17 protein-coding genes are annotated in these 15,762 nt (G+C 69.9%); 8 read left to right on the forward strand and 9 right to left on the reverse strand.

The annotated features are described in order from the left end of the window. Positions 1 to 22 precede the first annotated feature (22 nt). The 4 genes from purU to ACZZZB_RS04405 are packed head-to-tail and all read left to right on the forward strand — an operon-like array spanning position 23 to position 3,825. The gene (gene purU / locus ACZZZB_RS04390; RefSeq protein ID WP_463529077.1) at positions 23 to 919 is read left to right on the forward strand and encodes a formyltetrahydrofolate deformylase; all 897 of its coding nucleotides are present in this window, start codon (positions 23 to 25) and stop codon (positions 917 to 919) included. A gap of 40 nt (positions 920 to 959) precedes the next feature. After that, complete coding sequence (locus tag ACZZZB_RS04395; RefSeq protein ID WP_234993927.1) at positions 960 to 1,316, forward strand: YrdB family protein; 357 nt, start codon at positions 960 to 962, stop codon at positions 1,314 to 1,316. After that, the gene (gene nagA / locus ACZZZB_RS04400) at positions 1,313 to 2,467 is read left to right on the forward strand and encodes an N-acetylglucosamine-6-phosphate deacetylase (protein WP_463529078.1); all 1,155 of its coding nucleotides are present in this window, start codon (positions 1,313 to 1,315) and stop codon (positions 2,465 to 2,467) included. Before ACZZZB_RS04395 ends, nagA begins: the two co-directional genes overlap by 4 nt. A gap of 2 nt (positions 2,468 to 2,469) precedes the next feature. Next, a complete protein-coding gene (locus tag ACZZZB_RS04405; protein ID WP_463530543.1) occupies positions 2,470 to 3,825 on the forward strand; it encodes an FAD-binding oxidoreductase in 1,356 nt (451 codons plus the stop codon). A 135-nt stretch (positions 3,826 to 3,960) separates the two neighbouring features. Here ACZZZB_RS04405 and ACZZZB_RS04410 read toward each other — a convergent pair whose 3' ends face one another. The 6 genes from ACZZZB_RS04410 to ACZZZB_RS04435 all read right to left on the reverse strand — a co-directional run bounded on the left by ACZZZB_RS04410 (position 3,961) and on the right by ACZZZB_RS04435 (position 9,539). After that, the gene (locus tag ACZZZB_RS04410; protein WP_274499548.1) at positions 3,961 to 5,115 is read right to left on the reverse strand and encodes a mannitol-1-phosphate 5-dehydrogenase; all 1,155 of its coding nucleotides are present in this window, start codon (positions 5,113 to 5,115) and stop codon (positions 3,961 to 3,963) included. Continuing rightward, positions 5,115 to 5,549 carry a PTS sugar transporter subunit IIA gene (locus ACZZZB_RS04415; RefSeq protein ID WP_064296632.1) on the reverse strand — a complete coding sequence of 145 codons (435 nt, stop codon included), beginning with the start codon at positions 5,547 to 5,549 and terminating at the stop codon, positions 5,115 to 5,117. Before ACZZZB_RS04415 ends, ACZZZB_RS04410 begins: the two co-directional genes overlap by 1 nt. A 119-nt stretch (positions 5,550 to 5,668) precedes the next feature. Then, the gene (locus ACZZZB_RS04420; RefSeq protein WP_463529079.1) at positions 5,669 to 7,255 is read right to left on the reverse strand and encodes a PTS mannitol transporter subunit IICB; all 1,587 of its coding nucleotides are present in this window, start codon (positions 7,253 to 7,255) and stop codon (positions 5,669 to 5,671) included. Next, positions 7,252 to 8,931 (reverse strand): phosphoenolpyruvate--protein phosphotransferase, encoded by a 1,680-nt coding sequence (ptsP, locus tag ACZZZB_RS04425; RefSeq protein WP_463529080.1) that lies wholly within the window; start codon positions 8,929 to 8,931, stop codon positions 7,252 to 7,254. Before ptsP ends, ACZZZB_RS04420 begins: the two co-directional genes overlap by 4 nt. A 4-nt stretch (positions 8,932 to 8,935) precedes the next feature. Further along, positions 8,936 to 9,211 (reverse strand): HPr family phosphocarrier protein, encoded by a 276-nt coding sequence (locus ACZZZB_RS04430; RefSeq protein ID WP_064296634.1) that lies wholly within the window; start codon positions 9,209 to 9,211, stop codon positions 8,936 to 8,938. Positions 9,212 to 9,215: 4 nt separating this feature from the next. Continuing rightward, complete coding sequence (locus ACZZZB_RS04435) at positions 9,216 to 9,539, reverse strand: PTS sugar transporter subunit IIB (RefSeq protein ID WP_124768857.1); 324 nt, start codon at positions 9,537 to 9,539, stop codon at positions 9,216 to 9,218. A gap of 187 nt (positions 9,540 to 9,726) precedes the next feature. Between ACZZZB_RS04435 and ACZZZB_RS04440 the strand changes: the two genes are divergently transcribed. Next, the gene (locus tag ACZZZB_RS04440) at positions 9,727 to 11,649 is read left to right on the forward strand and encodes a BglG family transcription antiterminator (protein ID WP_463529081.1); all 1,923 of its coding nucleotides are present in this window, start codon (positions 9,727 to 9,729) and stop codon (positions 11,647 to 11,649) included. Positions 11,650 to 11,708: 59 nt separating this feature from the next. Here ACZZZB_RS04440 and ACZZZB_RS04445 read toward each other — a convergent pair whose 3' ends face one another. Further along, the gene (locus ACZZZB_RS04445; protein WP_463529082.1) at positions 11,709 to 12,281 is read right to left on the reverse strand and encodes a helix-turn-helix domain-containing protein; all 573 of its coding nucleotides are present in this window, start codon (positions 12,279 to 12,281) and stop codon (positions 11,709 to 11,711) included. A gap of 66 nt (positions 12,282 to 12,347) precedes the next feature. Here ACZZZB_RS04445 and ACZZZB_RS04450 point away from each other — a divergent pair, with 66 nt between their 5' ends. Both ACZZZB_RS04450 and ACZZZB_RS04455 read left to right on the forward strand, forming a co-directional pair. Beyond that, the gene (locus tag ACZZZB_RS04450; protein ID WP_463529083.1) at positions 12,348 to 13,037 is read left to right on the forward strand and encodes an AzlC family ABC transporter permease; all 690 of its coding nucleotides are present in this window, start codon (positions 12,348 to 12,350) and stop codon (positions 13,035 to 13,037) included. Next, positions 13,034 to 13,357, forward strand: a complete 324-nt coding sequence (locus ACZZZB_RS04455; protein WP_124768854.1) for an AzlD domain-containing protein — start codon at positions 13,034 to 13,036, stop codon at positions 13,355 to 13,357. Before ACZZZB_RS04450 ends, ACZZZB_RS04455 begins: the two co-directional genes overlap by 4 nt. 4 nt (positions 13,358 to 13,361) lie before the next feature. Here ACZZZB_RS04455 and ACZZZB_RS04460 read toward each other — a convergent pair whose 3' ends face one another. Continuing rightward, positions 13,362 to 14,141: a glucosamine-6-phosphate deaminase gene (locus ACZZZB_RS04460; protein ID WP_191940656.1), complete on the reverse strand. Its 780-nt coding sequence runs from the start codon at positions 14,139 to 14,141 to the stop codon at positions 13,362 to 13,364. Beyond that, positions 14,134 to 15,045, reverse strand: a complete 912-nt coding sequence (locus ACZZZB_RS04465; protein WP_463529084.1) for an ROK family protein — start codon at positions 15,043 to 15,045, stop codon at positions 14,134 to 14,136. The genes ACZZZB_RS04460 and ACZZZB_RS04465 overlap by 8 nt, the downstream gene beginning before the upstream one ends. 259 nt (positions 15,046 to 15,304) lie before the next feature. On the opposite strand from ACZZZB_RS04465, the gene ACZZZB_RS04470 reads away from it, so the two are divergent. Continuing rightward, positions 15,305 to 15,718 carry a hypothetical protein gene (locus ACZZZB_RS04470; RefSeq protein ID WP_064296639.1) on the forward strand — a complete coding sequence of 138 codons (414 nt, stop codon included), beginning with the start codon at positions 15,305 to 15,307 and terminating at the stop codon, positions 15,716 to 15,718. Positions 15,719 to 15,762 lie beyond the last annotated feature (44 nt).

Here is a 15,762-nt window from a genome sequence, read left to right on the forward strand (position 1 = left end):
CGGGTCCCGGTAACCTGAGTCGGTGACGAACTCGACCGATCCCTCCGCTGTGCCCTCGACCACGCACGAGCGCTCCGTCCACTGGGTGCTCTCGATCATCTGCGAGGACCGGCCCGGCATCGTGCACGCGATCAGCGGTGCGATCGTCGAGGCCGACGGCAACATCACCGAGAGCCAGCAGTTCTCGAGCGATGACACCGGGCGGTTCTTCATGCGGCTCCAGGTCGAGGCGGCGGTCTCGCGCGAGCGCTTCGAGGCGTCCATCGCACCGGTCGTCGAGCGATACGACCTCCAGTGGCGGCTCGACGTCGTCGGTCGTCCGCTCCGGACGCTCGTCCTGGCTTCGACGGCGGCACACTGCGTCAACGACCTCCTCTTCCGCCAGCGGGCCGGCCAGCTCCCGGTCGAGATCCCCCTCGTGCTCAGCAACCACAGTTCGCTCCGCGATCTCGCCTCCTTCTACGGCGTGCCCTTCGAGGCGCTGCCCGTGACGGACGCCGCATCGAAGGCGGCGTTCGAGGCCAGGGTCGTCGAGGCCGTCGAGGAACACGACATCGAGCTCGTCGTCCTCGCCAGGTACATGCAGATCCTCTCCCCCGAGCTCTGCGAGCGCCTCGCCGGTCGCGCCATCAACATCCACCACTCCTTCCTGCCCGGTTTCAAGGGCGCGAACCCGTACAAGCAGGCGCACGCGCGCGGCGTCAAGCTCATCGGTGCGACGGCGCACTTCGTGACGAGCGACCTCGACGAGGGACCGATCATCGAGCAGAACGTCGTCCGCGTGGACCACTCCCGCTCCCCCGCGGAGCTCGTCGCCATCGGTCAGGACGAGGAGAGCCGCACCCTCACCCAGGCGGTGAAGTGGTTCGCCGAGGACCGCGTCCTCCTCGACGGTGCGCGCACGATCATCTTCCGCTGACCCGGAGCGGGCTCGCGGCCACGCGCCGTAGAATCGTGTGGTGTCTGAACGAACTCCCGCCGACGTGAAGATCGGCCCCAACGAGATCCTGCGGTTCTTCCTCGAACTCTTCGCCTTCTTCTCGCTCGGCTTCTGGGGCGTCGCGGTGTGGCCGTTCCCGCTGAACGTGGTCGTCGGGATCGCCGCCCCGGTCGTGGCGATCATCCTCTGGGCGCTGTTCCTCTCACCGCGCGCCGTGATCCGCATCGACCTCTACGGCCAGGCGGTCGTCGAGCTCCTCATCTTCGCGGCGGCGGCGCTCGCCTGGTTGCACCTCGGGCAGCCGATCATCGCGACCGTCTTCGCCGTGGTCGCCGTCGCCAGTGGTGTCGTCCGCGGCCGGAAGCAGCTCGCATGACCGAGCTCCTGATCCACTCCGCCACCAAGGTCGACGTCGACGGCCACCAGGACGCCTTCTGGCTGCACGCGGTCGACGGGGTCATCCGCTCCACCGGCACCGGCGACGACTGGCGCTCCATCCCCGTCGGCGACGGCGCATCCGTCCACAACGCACACGGCGGCCACCTCACGCCGGGGTTCATCGACCTCCACGTCCACGGTGGCGGCGGGTCGTCCTTCGACGACGGACGCGACGCCATCGGACGCGCACTCGCGGTGCACCGGGCACACGGGACCACGAGGACACTCATCAGCCTCGTGTCGAACCCGGTCGACGCCCTCGTCGCGAGCCTCGAGGGGATCGCCGACCTCGTCGCCGAGGATCCGCTGGTCCTCGGAGCCCACCTCGAAGGTCCGTTCCTCTCACCGGTCAAGAAGGGCGCGCACGACCCCGGTGCGCTCATCGACCCGAGCCCGGCGGTCGTCGAACGCCTCATCGACGCGAGCCGAGGCACGCTGCGGCAGATCACGATCGCCCCTGAGCTGCCGAACGCCCTCGAGGCGATCCAGGTCCTCGTCGAGGCCGGCGTCATCGTCGCCGTGGGTCACACCGACGCCGACGAGGCACTGACGAAGACGGCGTTCGATCTCGGCGCCCGGCTCGTCACCCACGTGTTCAACGCGATGAACGGGATCCACCACCGCGCGCCCGGACCGATCATCGCCTCCTTCGCCGACGAGCGGGTCACGGTCGAGCTCATCCTCGACGGCGAACACGTGCACCCCGACGTCGCCAAGCTCGCCTTCGAGCAGGCACCGGGCCGTGTCGCACTCATCACCGACGCGATGGCCGCAGCAGGCTCCTCCGACGGCCGGTACCTCCTGGGAGCCCTCGAGGTCCAGGTGACGGACGGTCTGGCGCGGCTCGTGGAAGGCGACTCGATCGCCGGCTCCACGCTGACGCTCGACCGGGCGCTCCGACTCGCCGTCGCGAGCGGTGTGGCGGCGGACGCGGCGGTCGGTGCCCTCACGAGCACCCCGGCCCGTGTCCTCGGCCTCGCCGACCGCTTCGGTCGGCTGGCCCCGGGATACGCCGCGGACGCCGTCCTCCTCGACCACCAGTGGAACGTCCAGGCGGTCTGGGCCGACGGATCAGCCCTGCCGCGATGACGATGCAGACCGTCCTCGACGCCCTCCGTGACGCCCTCGGCGACGCGGTCTCGACGACGGACGCCGTCCTCGCGGACGCACGGTCCGACAAGTCGGGTCACGTGTCCGACGCCCCACCGATCGCCGTGGTCTCCGCGCGCTCCATCGAAGACGTCCAGACGGTCATGCGGATCGCCACTGCGACCGGGACGCCGGTCGTGACGCGCGGCGCCGGTACCGGACTGGCGGGCGGCGCGCTCGGCGGCGCGGGCGAGATCGTCCTGTCGACGCTCGAGATGCAGCGCGTCCTGGAGATCAACGAACCCGACCTCCTCGCGGTGGTCGAACCGGGCATCATCAACGGCGCCTTCAACGACCTCCTGCTCGCCCGTGGACTCTGGTTCGCGCCCGACCCGGCGAGCCGCGCGATCTCGACCGTGGGTGGGAACATCGCGACCGGTGCCGGCGGCCTGCTGTGCGCCAAGTACGGCGTGACGCGCGACGCCGTCCTCGCCCTCAAAGTGGTCCTGGCCGACGGACGACTCATCAGCGTCGGGCACCGGAGCGTGAAGGGGGTCACCGGCCTCGACCTCACGAGTCTCATGGTCGGCTCCGAGGGCGTCCTCGGCGTCATCGTCGAGGCGACCGTCCGCATCCGGCGCGTGACGCCGGGCACCGTCGCGACCATCGCCGGGTACTTCCCGAGCGTGGTCTCGGCAGCAGAGGCCACCGCCGCCGTCACCGCGTCCGGTGTCCAGCCGTCGATCATGGAACTACTCGACCCCGTCGCGCTCGTCGCCGTGCACCGCTACCTGCAGCTGCCGACCCCGACCAGCGGCGAGGCGCACGTCGTGATCCAGACCGACGGCCCGAACGCCGAGGCGGAGGCCGCCGCGATCCTCGATGTACTCCACGCCGGCGGCGGGCGTGCCGAGATGTCCACCGACCACGCGACGGGTGAGCACCTGTTGGCCGTCCGCCGTGCCCTGCACCCCTCGCTCGAGCAGTTCGGCACCCCGCTCATCGAGGACGTGTCGGTCCCCCGCAGCCAGTTGGCGGCGATGTTCACGGCGATCGGCGAGATCGAGCGCCGGTACGGCATCTCCATCCCGACGGTCGCGCACGCGGGCGACGGCAACCTCCACCCGAACTTCGTCTTCGAGGGTGTCGAGGTACCCGACCTCATCTGGCAGGCCGCCGACGACCTCTTCACCACCGCGCTGCGGCTCGGCGGTACCCTCACCGGCGAGCACGGCATCGGCCTGCTCAAGAAGCGGTGGCTCGGCGACGAGCTCGGCGAGGATCAGCTCGCGCTCCAGCACGGGATCAAGCGGCTCTTCGACCCCGAGAACCTCCTCAACCCGGGCAAGATGTTCTGAGGCCCTTCGACGGGCTCAGGGACCGGAACGGGGCGCGCCGGGACCGGGGTGAGGCGCGCTCAGGGGCCGAAGACGGGCGGCCGGAGGCAGGCTCAGGGACCGGACGGATCCGGTCCCTGAGCCTGTCGAAGGGTGTTACGCGAGCGATGCCTGTCGGGCGACGACCTGCGCGAGCACCGCGGGAGCCAGCGGGTGCTCGGGAGCGAGGCCGGTGACCTCCTCGACGAAGGTGCCCGGCGCGAGCTCGTGGAGCTTCGCCTGCAGGTGGACACTCTGCTCGTCGTCGGCGACGTCGAACTCGAGCGCGGCACCGACGGCCGAGACGAGGGCGTCGTGGGCCATGCCGCGCTCCGCCAGCTCTGCGGCGGGTCCGATGAACCGCTCGGTCCGGCTCAGCTTGCGCAGCGGCTGCCGACCGACGCGCTCCACGGTGTCGGGCAGGTGCACGTTCGCGAAGCGACGGAGGATCGTCTCGCGGTACTCGCGTTGCGCGTCGACGTCGAGCCCGTGCTTGGCGACGAGCAGCGCGGAGGTCTCCTCCAGCACCGCACCGACGGCTACGGCGATGGACGGCTCGGCGAGCGCTTCGGCGATCGTCCCGATACCGGCGCGCGCACCGAAGTAGGCGACGGAGGCGTGGCCGGTGTTCACGGTGAAGAGCTTCCGCTCGATGTACGGCGCGAGCTCCTCGACGAAGTGGGCACCGGGGATCGACGGCAGCGAGCCGTTGAACGCCGGGGTCTCGATCGCCCACTCGTAGAAGGTCTCGACGGTCACGTCGATGCCCTGCCCGGCGGGCTGGCCCGGGACGATGCGGTCCACGGCCGTGTTCGCGAACACGGCCCGGGTCGACAGCGACGCCCAGGCCTCATCGCCGACCGCCTGGCGCACCTCGGTGGCGAGGAGGTCGGTGGCGTTGATCGCGTTCTCGCAGGCCATGACGGCGAGCGGAGCGGCGTCGGCAGGACGGGCGGCGATCCCCCGAGCGATGACCGGAGCGACGAAGCGCAGGATGGTCGGCCCGACGGCGGTGGTCACCACGTCGGCGGTGGCGATCTCCTGGACCAGGGCCTCCTCGTCGGTGGCACTGTTGATCGCGCGGAACCCGGTGACGACCGTGTCCTTCGCGCCGTCGCCCACCTCGTGCACCGTGTAGCTGTCGGCCGCGGCGATCGCATCGATGAGCTCGGCGTTGACGTCCGCGAAGACGACCTCGTAGCCGCCCTCGTGGAGGAGCAGGCCGACGAAGCCGCGCCCGATGTTGCCGGCGCCGAAGTGGACGGCTCGCATCACTCGTTGACCTCGCTCAGGAGCGCGTAGAGCTCCTCAGGCGTCTCGGCTGCGAGCAGCTTGGCGACCTCGTCGTCCTCGGAGAAGATGATGGCGATCTTGGAGAGGATCTCCATGTGCCCGCCGTCCTTGCCGGCGATGCCGACGACGAACCGGACCTCGTCGCCGTCCCAGTCGATGGGGGTCTCGTAGCGGGTGAACGACAGGGCGGAATCCCGGACCGCCTCCTTCGCGTCGTTCGTCCCGTGCGGGATGGCGAGGAGGTTGCCCATGTAGGTCGACACGGACTGCTCGCGGGCGAGCATGGCCTCGAAGTACTCGTCGGTCACGGCTCCGGCTGCTTCGAGGGCGTCGGCAGCGCGGCGGATGGCCTCCTCCTGCGTCACCGTCCCGGTGACGATGGTGATCCGATCCTGGGTCAGTACCTGCGACATGTCTTCCTCTGCATTCGTCGTGCGGGGGCTCCGCCGGTGCGGTCCGGAGCCGGATGAAGGGCGGTGGATGGAGCCCCGGGGCGCACGCCCTTCGCGTGCGCCCCGGGATCGTTCCGTTGCTAGTGTGCTCCCTCTCCGCGGAGCAACTCCACCACTTCGTCGTACTTCGGAGAGTTCATGAAGTTGTCGACCGACATGTGCACGGCACTCGGGGTCTTCTCCTTCGCACGCTCCGTCAGCTCGCGCTGGGTGATGACGAGGTCGACGTCGTCGGCGAGGTTCGCGATCGCCTTGTTGGTGACGGTGATCTCGTCGATGCCGGCCTTCTTGATCTTGTTGCGGAGCACCGAGGCGCCCATCGCACTCGAACCCATACCGGCGTCGCACGCGAAGACGATGTTGCGGATCGGGCCGCGCTCGAGCGTCGTGACGACGCCCTCATCGACGACGTCGGCACCGGCTGCGGCGCTTCCGGCGGAGAGGTTGCCGAGCACGCTCGACTTCTTCCCCTTGGCGGCTTCGGTCGCGGCGACGGCGGCCGAGAGGTCGCCGGCGTTCTCGTTCTCGAGGTCGCGCTTCCGGCTGGCCCGCAGGATGATCGCGGAGATCGCGAACGAGACGGCTGCTGCGACGATGACCGACAGGATCACGCCGAAGTAGCTGTCGGGTGCGGTCTGGATGAGCACGGCGATGATGCTGCCGGGCGAGGCCGGGGCACGGAGACCCGTGTTGAACGCGACGTTCGTCGCGACACCGGCCATACCGCCACCGATCGCGGCCAGGACCAGCATCGGCTTCATGAGCACGTACGGGAAGTAGATCTCGTGGATGCCGCCGAAGAACTGGATGATGACGGCGCCGGGGGCAGACGCCTTCGCGAGACCGATGCCGAAGAAGCAGAACGCGAGCAGGATGCCGAGGCCCGGACCGGGGTTCGCCTCGAGGAGGAACAGGATCGACTTGCCGGTCTCCTCGGACTGCTGGACACCGAGCGGGGTCAGCACACCGTGGTTGATGGCGTTGTTGAGGAAGAGGATCTTGCCGGGCTCGATGAAGATGCTCGCGATCGGCAGGAGCGAGTTGGCGACGAGCCAGTCGACGATGCCCTCGAGGAAGCTGCTGAGCGCGGTGACGATCGGTGCGATACCGAAGAAGCCGCCGATGGCGAGGATGGCTCCGAGGATACCCGCGGAGAAGTTGTTGACCAGCATCTCGAAGCCGGCCTTGATCTTGCCGTCCCAGATCCGGTCCACCTGCTTCATGAGCCATGCGGCGAGCGGGCCCATGATCATCGCACCGATGAACATCGGGATCGCGCTGCCGACGATGACACCCATGGTCGCGATGGACGCGACGACGCCGCCACGCTCACCGTAGATCATGCGGCCACCGGTGTTCGCGATGAGCAGCGGGAGCAGGTACGTGATCATCGGGCCGACGAGGCCGACGTACTGCGGGAAGGTCGTGCCGTCGTCGGCCTGCGCGAGCGCCGTCGCGGCACCCTGCCAACCGATGAGGTCGGCGTTGCCGAAGCCGCCGAGGATCCCGTTCGGGAACCAGCCGGTCGCGATGAAGAAGGCGGTGATGAGGCCCCAGGCGATGAAGGCCGCGATGTTCGGCATGACCATGCCGGAGAGGAAGGTGCCGAATCGCTGAACGCCGACTCGTGCACCTCCCGGCTTCTTGGGAGTAGACGTCGTTGTCATGATGATGTTGCCTCTTTCATTTCGAGAGTCGTTGCAGCGGTGGCCGCTGCCCTGGCTTCGGCCGCACCGTCGGCGGCCAGTGCTGCTGCCGCGATGCGCCGGGCATCGTCGAGCGTGTACTGCTGGAGGGAGTGACGGACGTCGGCGAGCGCCGACGGTGACATGGACAGGGTGGTGGCGCCGAGTCCGACGAGGACGACGGCGAGGAGCGGGTCGGCGGCTGCTTCGCCGCAGATGCCGACCGGCTTGCCGTGGTGCTGGCCGGCTTCGCCGACGAGCTGCACGAGACGGAGGACCGCCGGGTGCCACGGGTCCTGGAACGCGCCGACGGAACCGAGCAGGCGGTCCGCGGCGAGCGTGTACTGCGTGAGGTCGTTGGTCCCGATCGACGCGAATCCGGCGTGGGCGAGGACGCGGTCGGCGAGGAGGGCGCTCGACGGCACCTCCACCATGACGCCGGGCGTCTTCAGACCGTACTCGGCGGCGATCGCCATGAAGTACTTCGTCTCCTCGACGGTCGACACCATCGGGGCCATGACCCACAGGTCGGCGTTCGTCGCCGCATCGGCTTGGGCGAGCGCCGTGAGCTGCTCGCGCAGGATGTCCTCGCTCGCCCGCAACGCACGGAGGCCGCGGAGTCCGAGCGCCGGGTTGTCCTCGTGCGCGTCGTTCAGGAACGCCAACGGCTTGTCGGCGCCGGCGTCGAGGACGCGCACGACGACCTTCTGGCCGGGGAAGGCGTTCAGGAGCTTCTCGTAGTGCGCCCGCTGCTGCTCGACCGTCGGTGCGAGCGCCTGGTCGAGGAAGAGAAACTCGGTGCGGAAGAGGCCGACGCCCTCGGCGCCGAGCTCCGCGGCGGCGTCGGCGTGCTCGGCCGAGCCCAGGTTCGCGAGCAGCGGCACGGGGGTGCCGTCGGCCAGTGCACCGGGGACGACCGGTGCGTTCACGAGCGCGAGTCGGTCGGCGATGCGCTGCTCCGTGGCGGCGACGAGCTCGGGGGTCGGATCGACCGTGACCTCACCGGTTGCCGCGTCGACGACGAGCGTCGTGCCGTCGGTCAGTTCCGCTGCTCCGACGACGCCGACGATCGCGACGATCGACTTCTCGCGGGCGAGGATCGCCGTGTGCGAAGTCGGGCCGCCGTCGCTCGTGACGAGGCCCAGGACCAGGTCGAGGTCGAGGAGAGCGGTGTCGGCCGGCGCGAGGTCGCGGGCGACGAGGATGAACGGGTGGCCGGGCGAGGGGACGCCGGGGGCCGGCACGCCCATGAGGTCGGCGATGACCCGCTGCGACACGTCGTCGAGGTCGGCGGCGCGCTCCCCGAGGTAGCCGCCCATCGCGGCGAGCTGGTCGCGGAACGAGGCGAAGGCCGCGTGGACGGCCCACTCGGCGGTCTTGCCGTCCGCGAGCCGCGTGGCGATCTCCTCGGCGAGGGTCGGGTCCTCCGCCATCATCGCCTGGGCCTCGAGGACGTCGCGAGCGGCACCACCGGCGGCGGCGCCTCGGGCCTCGAGCTCGCGGGCGACCGCGGCGAGGGAGGTGTTCGCGCGCTCGGTCTCGGTCGCGAGGTCGAGGGTGCTGGCGACGTCGGCGGGGGCGGGGAGCGGGTCGGCCATGCGGGCCACCGGGCCGACGGCGACGCCCTGGCCGATACCGATGCCCTGGAACGCGGTCATCGGACTACTGCTCGTCATGGTCGGTCACCAGGAGCTCGGAGAGCGTGTCGAGGGTGCCCTCGGCTGCGGCGCCCTCGCCGTCGACGGACAGGGTCACGTAGTCGCCGTGCTCGACGGCGAGCGCGATCACGCCGAGGATGCTCGCCGCGTTGACGGGCTTGCCGCTGCCCTTCGCGATCGTCACCGGGACCCCGGCGTCCTTCGCAGCCTGCGTGAACAGCTTCGCGGGCCTGGCATGCAGGCCGTGCGACGAGCCGATGCGGACGGTTCGAGTTGCCATGGGGTTACCTCCTGGTTGGTGATTGGATCGAGAGGACGAGTTCGAGGGCTCGCGCGCCGCCCTCGACGCCGAAGACGTCGCCAGGCAGGACGGCGACCGCGGTGCCGGTGGGCTCGGCCGCTGCGCGCAGCGCGGCCTCGTGGTCGGCGAGGTGGGCGCCGACGAGCAGGACGTCGACACCGTCGAGGGCGATCGTGCCGCTGAGGACCTGCGATTCGGCACCGGCCGCGACGGAGACGTCGACCGATCGGTCGGCTGCTGCGCGACGCAGGCGTTGGGCCATGAACGTGCTCGACGCACCCGCGCCGCAAATCACCAGGATCTTCATCGAACCTTCTCCAGAACCGCCGATTGCCTACCAACCCATCATTCCGTCGCGCCCCTCGCGGCTCCACCAGAAGCTCTTCCGCCGGGGCGGAAAGGTCGTCGAACGCGCGGAAGCAGCCGGGAAGGTGGTTGACTCGGTGGAGCGGTTCGCCCGGACCGCGCGACGGCCGACCGACGGAGAGGGCATCGTGGCACGCGAGAAACACGACCGCATGCTCGGCTACCTCGCGGGACGGGACGGTTGGACGACGGCCACGGAGGTCGCGGAGGTGCTCGGCGTCACACCGCGCAGCGTCCGCAGCTACGTCACGGCGGTCAACACGCGCACCGCGCCGCACGATGTCGTCGAGTCCGGGCCGAACGGGTATCGGCTGAACGCCGACGGCTATGCGGTCTACCGGCGACGAGCCGCATCGGCGTTCGAATCGGAGACCCCGCGGGATCGGCTGTACGGGCTCGTCCGGCTGCTCATCAGCGCCCCCTCGGGAATCGACGTGCACGAGACGGCACAGCGGCTCCACGTCAGCGAGTCGACCGTCGAGGGCGACCTGGGCCGGGTCCGCGCCATGCTCGCCGACACCGCCCTCACGCTCGACCGTTCCGGATCGACGGTGACGATGGCCGGCGGCGAGACCGAACGACGGCGCCTCCTCAGCCGCATGTTCCGCGACGAGACCGACCGCGGCATCGTCGAACTCGAGGCGCTCCAACGCGCGTTCGCGCCGAACGAGTTCAGCCCGTTCAAGGGCGAGCTGCTCGAGGCGTTGACCGCGCGCGGGTACTACGTGAACGAGTACGGCATTGCGAACGTCCTGCTCCACATCGCGATCGCCATCGACCGAGTCACGAAGGACCGTCCGGCGGAACCCGCAGACCATGCTCCGCGCACCCCGGAGGTCGAGGCGGTCGCTGAGGATCTGGCGCGGCTCGTCGACGCCCACTTCCACGTCGCGCTCGGCGAGGGCGACCTCGTCTACCTCAGCTACCTGCTCGTGACGCGGGTGGTCACGCCGGGCAGCGGGGCTCCCGCCGAGGTCCTCGTCGACGACTACGTCAACCAGGACGACCTCGCTGCCGTCCGTCAGGCCGTCGACCGTGCCGGCCGCGAGTACCTCGTCGACCTCTCCGACGAGGACTTCATCGTCCGGCTCACCCTCCACGTCCAGAACCTCATCCGTCGTGCGCAGGACCAGTCCTACTCCCGCAATCCGCTGACCCGCTCGATCAAGACCTCGTACCCGATGATCTACGAGCTCGCGGTCTTCATCGCCAGCCAACTGCAGCGGCACGGCTCGATCATCATCAACGACGACGAGATCGCCTACATCGCGATGCACGTCGGCGCCCAGCTCGAGCAGAAGGCCCGCAAGGAGGCCCTCCTCGGCTCCACGATCGTCTCCGCCGGCTACTACGACATGCACGAGGTACTGCGCCGACGCGTCGAATCGCAGCTGGGGGACGTCCTCGACGTCCGATCCGTCATCACCCGCACCGATGTCGACTGGGCCGCCATCGACACCGACCTCGTGCTCACGACGATCGAGCCACCGGCCCCTGCCGACGGCATCGTCGTCATCCAACCGTTCCTCACCGCGGCCGACGTGGAGCGAGTCCGCACCGCGGTCAGCCGCGTCCGTCGTTCGTCTCGCTTGTCGGAGATCACCGACGAACTGCTGCAGTACTTCCACCCGGACCTCTTCCTCCGGAACGCGCGTGCCGAGGACGAGGAGGGCATGATCCGCCTGCTCGGCGAGCGCATGATCGCCCGGGGGATCATCGACGAGAGCTACCTCACCGCGGCGATCGAGCGGGAGCGCATGTCGTCGACGGCGTTCACCGACACCCTGGCCGTGCCGCACGCCATGGCGATGACCGCGCACTCGACGGCCATCGCGATCGCCGTGAACGAGACGCCGATGGAGTGGGGCGGCGCCCGCGTGAGCGTCGTCGCACTCGTCGCGTTCAGTGAATCGGGTCGTGCCGCGTTCCAGACGGTGTTCGACCAGTTCGTCGAGGTGTTCTCGGAGCGCTCGAGCGTCGCCCGGATCATCCGCCGTTCCGAGGACTTCGCCGGCTTCATCGACGAGCTCGTGCACGTCATCGACGGCTGAGCACCCGTCGCGCGGTCCCGGTCACCGAGCGGTCCCGGTCACCGAGCTTGTCGAGGTGCTCAGACGTGCTCGGTGACCACCACCGCGGTCGTACCCGGCTCGAGTGCCTCGAAGACGTGCGGCACGTCCCCGGCGTGGGCGAGGTAGTCCCCCGGTCCGAGTTCAACCTCCTCGCCGACGGGTCCGACGGACGCGCGACCGGTGCTGAGGATCCAGTGCTCGACGACGCCCGGCATGTGCGGCTCCGAACGCCTCGGCTCCCCCGGTTCGACGACGATGCGGTAGATGTCGCGTCGGGCGTTCGGCGGGCACGCGGACAGCACCGTCGCGACGTAATCCGCCCCGGACGCGGCGAGGGTCGGCCCCTCACCGGCACGGATCACCTGGACCGGTCGCCGCACCGGCTCGACCAGGCGGGCGAACGGGACGTCGAGGGTGACGCTGAGCGCCCAGAGGGTCTCGAGACTCGGGTTCCCGAGCCCCGCCTCCAGCTGCGAGAGGGTCGACTTCGCGATCCCGGCTCGACGGGCCACCTCCGCGAGTGACAGGCCGGTGCGCTGCCGCTCGCGGGTCAGCGCTGCCGCGACCGCAGCGTGCGGTGCTCCGTGGTCGGATGGTTCGAGCTGCGGCATGCGTTCGCTCCAGAGTATTACGCGTTCGATTTGACGAACGCTTGATCGACGTTCAATATAGTGTACGTGCGTTCGATATGGGGTCACCTCGGCCGGCCGACCACGCGGGCCATCGCGCTGGTCTGCATCGCCGACGGGCTGGTCGGCATCTCCTACGGAGCCGTCGCCGTGCACTCGGGCATCCAGCCCTGGGTCGTGCTGGCGCTCGCCTTGCTCGTCCTCGCCGGCGCATCGGAGATCCTGTTCGTCGGAATCGTCGCGGCCGGCGGGAGTCCGCTCACCGCGGCCCTGGCAGGGTTGCTCGTGAACGCCCGTCACCTGCCGTTCGGCCTCGCGATCCACGAGGTCGTCGGTACGGGCTGGCGTCGCGTGCTCGGGACGCACCTCCTCAACGACGAGTCCGTCGTCTTCGCGCTCGACCAGGACACCCTGGAGCGGAAGCGCGCCGCGTTCTGGGCGTGTGGCCTCGGCATCCTCCTCTGCTGGCCGGCGGGCGCGGCACTCGGAGCCTTCGCCGGCACGGTGATCGAGGACACGGACGCCTTCGGACTCGACGTCATGTTCCCCGCCGTCCTGCTCGCCCTCATCTTCCCCGCCCTCCGCGAGCGCCGGACGCGCCGAGCCGCACTCGTCGGCGCGGTCGTCGCCGTCGCCGCGACGCCGTTCCTCCCTGCGGGGATCCCCGTCCTGTTGTCGCTCGTCGGTCTCCTGTTCGGCTTCGGCCGGAAGCAGCCGAAGCCGGAGGTCACCGCATGAACCAGTCGATGCTCGTGCTGGTCGGGATCGTGATCCTCGCGGTGGGCACCTACACGTTCCGCCTGGCCGGGCCACTCCTGCGGACCCGCACCGAGGTCTCGGAACGGGTCGAGACGCTGCTCGCGGACGCCGCCATCGTCCTGCTCATGGCGGTCCTCACGACCACGGCCCTGACCCAGGACCAGCAGTTCGCGGGATTCGCGCGACTCTCGGGCGTCCTGGTGGCCGGCGTCCTCGCGTGGAGGAACGCGCCGTTCGTCGTCATCGTCCTCGTGGCAGCCCTCACCACGGCGCTCCTCCGCCTGGCGGGCGTCGCCTGAGCCGTCAGATGCCCTGCCAGGCGGGCTTGTTTGCGTACGCGTAGCGGTAGTAGTCGGCGTGCTGCAGCTCGGACGCCGCCGCTTCGTCGAGGACCACCGTGGCACGCGGGTGCAGCTGCACGGCCGAACCGGGGAGGTTCGCGGAGAGCGGTCCCTCGAGCGCGGCGGCGATCGCAGCGGCCTTCCCCGCACCGAAGGCGAGGAGGACGAGGTGTCTCGCGCGGAGGATAGTGCCGAGTCCCTGGGTGATGCAGTGCATGGGTACGTCGTCGATCGAGTCGAAGAACCGTGCGTTGTCTCGGCGGGTCTGCTCCGTCAGGGTCTTCACGCGGGTGAGCGAGGCGAACGACGAGCCCGGCTCGTTGAACCCGATGTGGCCGTCGGTGCCGATGCCGAGGATCTGCAGGTCGACGCCGCCGGCGGCCTGGATCGCCGCTTCGTAGTCGGCGCCGGCGTGCTGGATGGTCTCCGCCGCACCGTTCGGCACCTGGATGCGCTCGGGCGCGAGGCCGAGCGGCTCGACGACCTCACGCGTGATGACGGAACGGTACGACTCGGGGTGCCCGGCCGGCAGGCCGACGTACTCGTCGAGGGCGAACCCGCGCACCTGCGAGAGGTCGAGGCCCTGCGAGCGTGCGGCGAGCGCCTCATAGACGGGGAGCGGTGTCGAACCCGTCGCCAGTCCGAGGACGGCGTCTGGACGCTCCTCGATCAGGGCGACGATCGCCTCCGCGACGAGGGCGCCTGCGGCACCGCTGTCCCCCACGATCACGACTTCAGCCATGCGACGATTCTCCTCTTCCTACGAGCGCTGCGCCGATGGCCGCGACGGGGGATCCCGTCGGCACGAGGCGCACGCGCTGTTCCAGTTGCAATGATGCGACGAATCGAGACCCGGCGGCGGATTCGGCCAGAGCCTCGCGGATGACGGCGAGCAGTCGCTCTCCGAGAGCGGTGAGTCCTCCTCCGAGGACGATGTCGTCGGCGTCGACGGTGAGGGTCAGGATGCGGACGGCCGCGGCCGCTCCGTGACCGAGGCGTGCGCGGAGCGCGATGGCCCGCGGGTCACCGGCGTCGGCATGGTCGAAGAGGTCGAGCACCGGCAGCGCCACGTCGGCTCCCCAGGCGGCGGAGACCGCACCACCGGCGGCCATGGTCTCGACGCACCCGCGCTGTCCGCACCCGCAGCGGTCACCGAGCGGATCGACCGACAGATGCCCGACCTCGCCGGCGACCCCGCTCGATCCCTGCCAGAGCCGGCCGTCCGTGACGATGCCGGCGGCGACGCCCGTGCCCAGATTGAGGTAGGCCATCGTGCCGGAACCGTCGAGCAGCTGCCAGGCGCCGAGGGCCGCCGCCTTCACATCGTTCTCCACGGCGACGGGGACCCCGAGTCGCTGGGCGAGGATCGCACCGAGCTCGAGTTCCTCCACGTCGAGGTTGACGGCGTGGGTCACGCGGCCGGTGCCCGGGACGATGAGGCCGGGGATACCGACGCCGACCGACGTGAACGCGTCGATCGGACGCGCGACGGCGTCGGAGAGCCGGCTGACGGCCTCGACGGCGGTTTCGACGACCGCTTCCGGACCGCGTCCGGTGACCAGCCTGAGCCGGTGCAGGAGCGCGCCGTCATCCGTCACGACGACGGCATCGGTCTTCGTGCCGCCGATGTCGAGTCCCACCCTCACGCGGTTCGTCTCCGGAGGGCGTCGTGGCGCGTCTGCATGCTGTGGTTCCTTCGATCCGTGGTGCGACCCGCTCGCACCACCGGTTTGTTCGCCAAGCTTACAAATAAACGGGGCTCGCGTCCATGCCGACGACGACCGCACACGATGATCGGGCCGCGCACGCCTGCGGGTGGCGGGCTCCACCGGGTACCCTGGAGACCGACCCGCAGCGCGCGGGCGGGCCCGCCACGGGCACCGAACACGGGGGAATCACACCACCATGAAGAAGAACGCAGCAGCATTCCTCGGCGCGATCGCCGTCTCGGGCCTGCTCCTCACCGGCTGTGCCGGCGGCGCCCAGAGCAAAGAAGATGCGTGCAAGCTCATCCAGTCCGAGGTGACGGAGTCGGCTTCGCAGCTGCAGTCGGGCCTGAGCTCGCTGTCCTCCGACCCTGAGGCGGCCGTCACCCAGCTCGACGACTTCTCCGGAACGTTCAAGGCGGCGGCCGACAAGGTCACCAACGACGAGGTGAAGACCGCGGCGAACGACTCGGTGAAGGCGCTCAACGACTTCATCGACGTCGCGAAGACGGCTGTCGACGACCCGCAGAACGTCGACCAGACCGGGCTCACCGATTCACTCACGAAGCTCCAGGACGAGTTCACGACGCTCGGCAACACCTGCAGCCTCTAGCTCGACACGACTGACGACGGGCCCCGGATCGGCTGATCCGGGGC

The organism is Plantibacter sp. AC185, assembly GCF_979258065.1.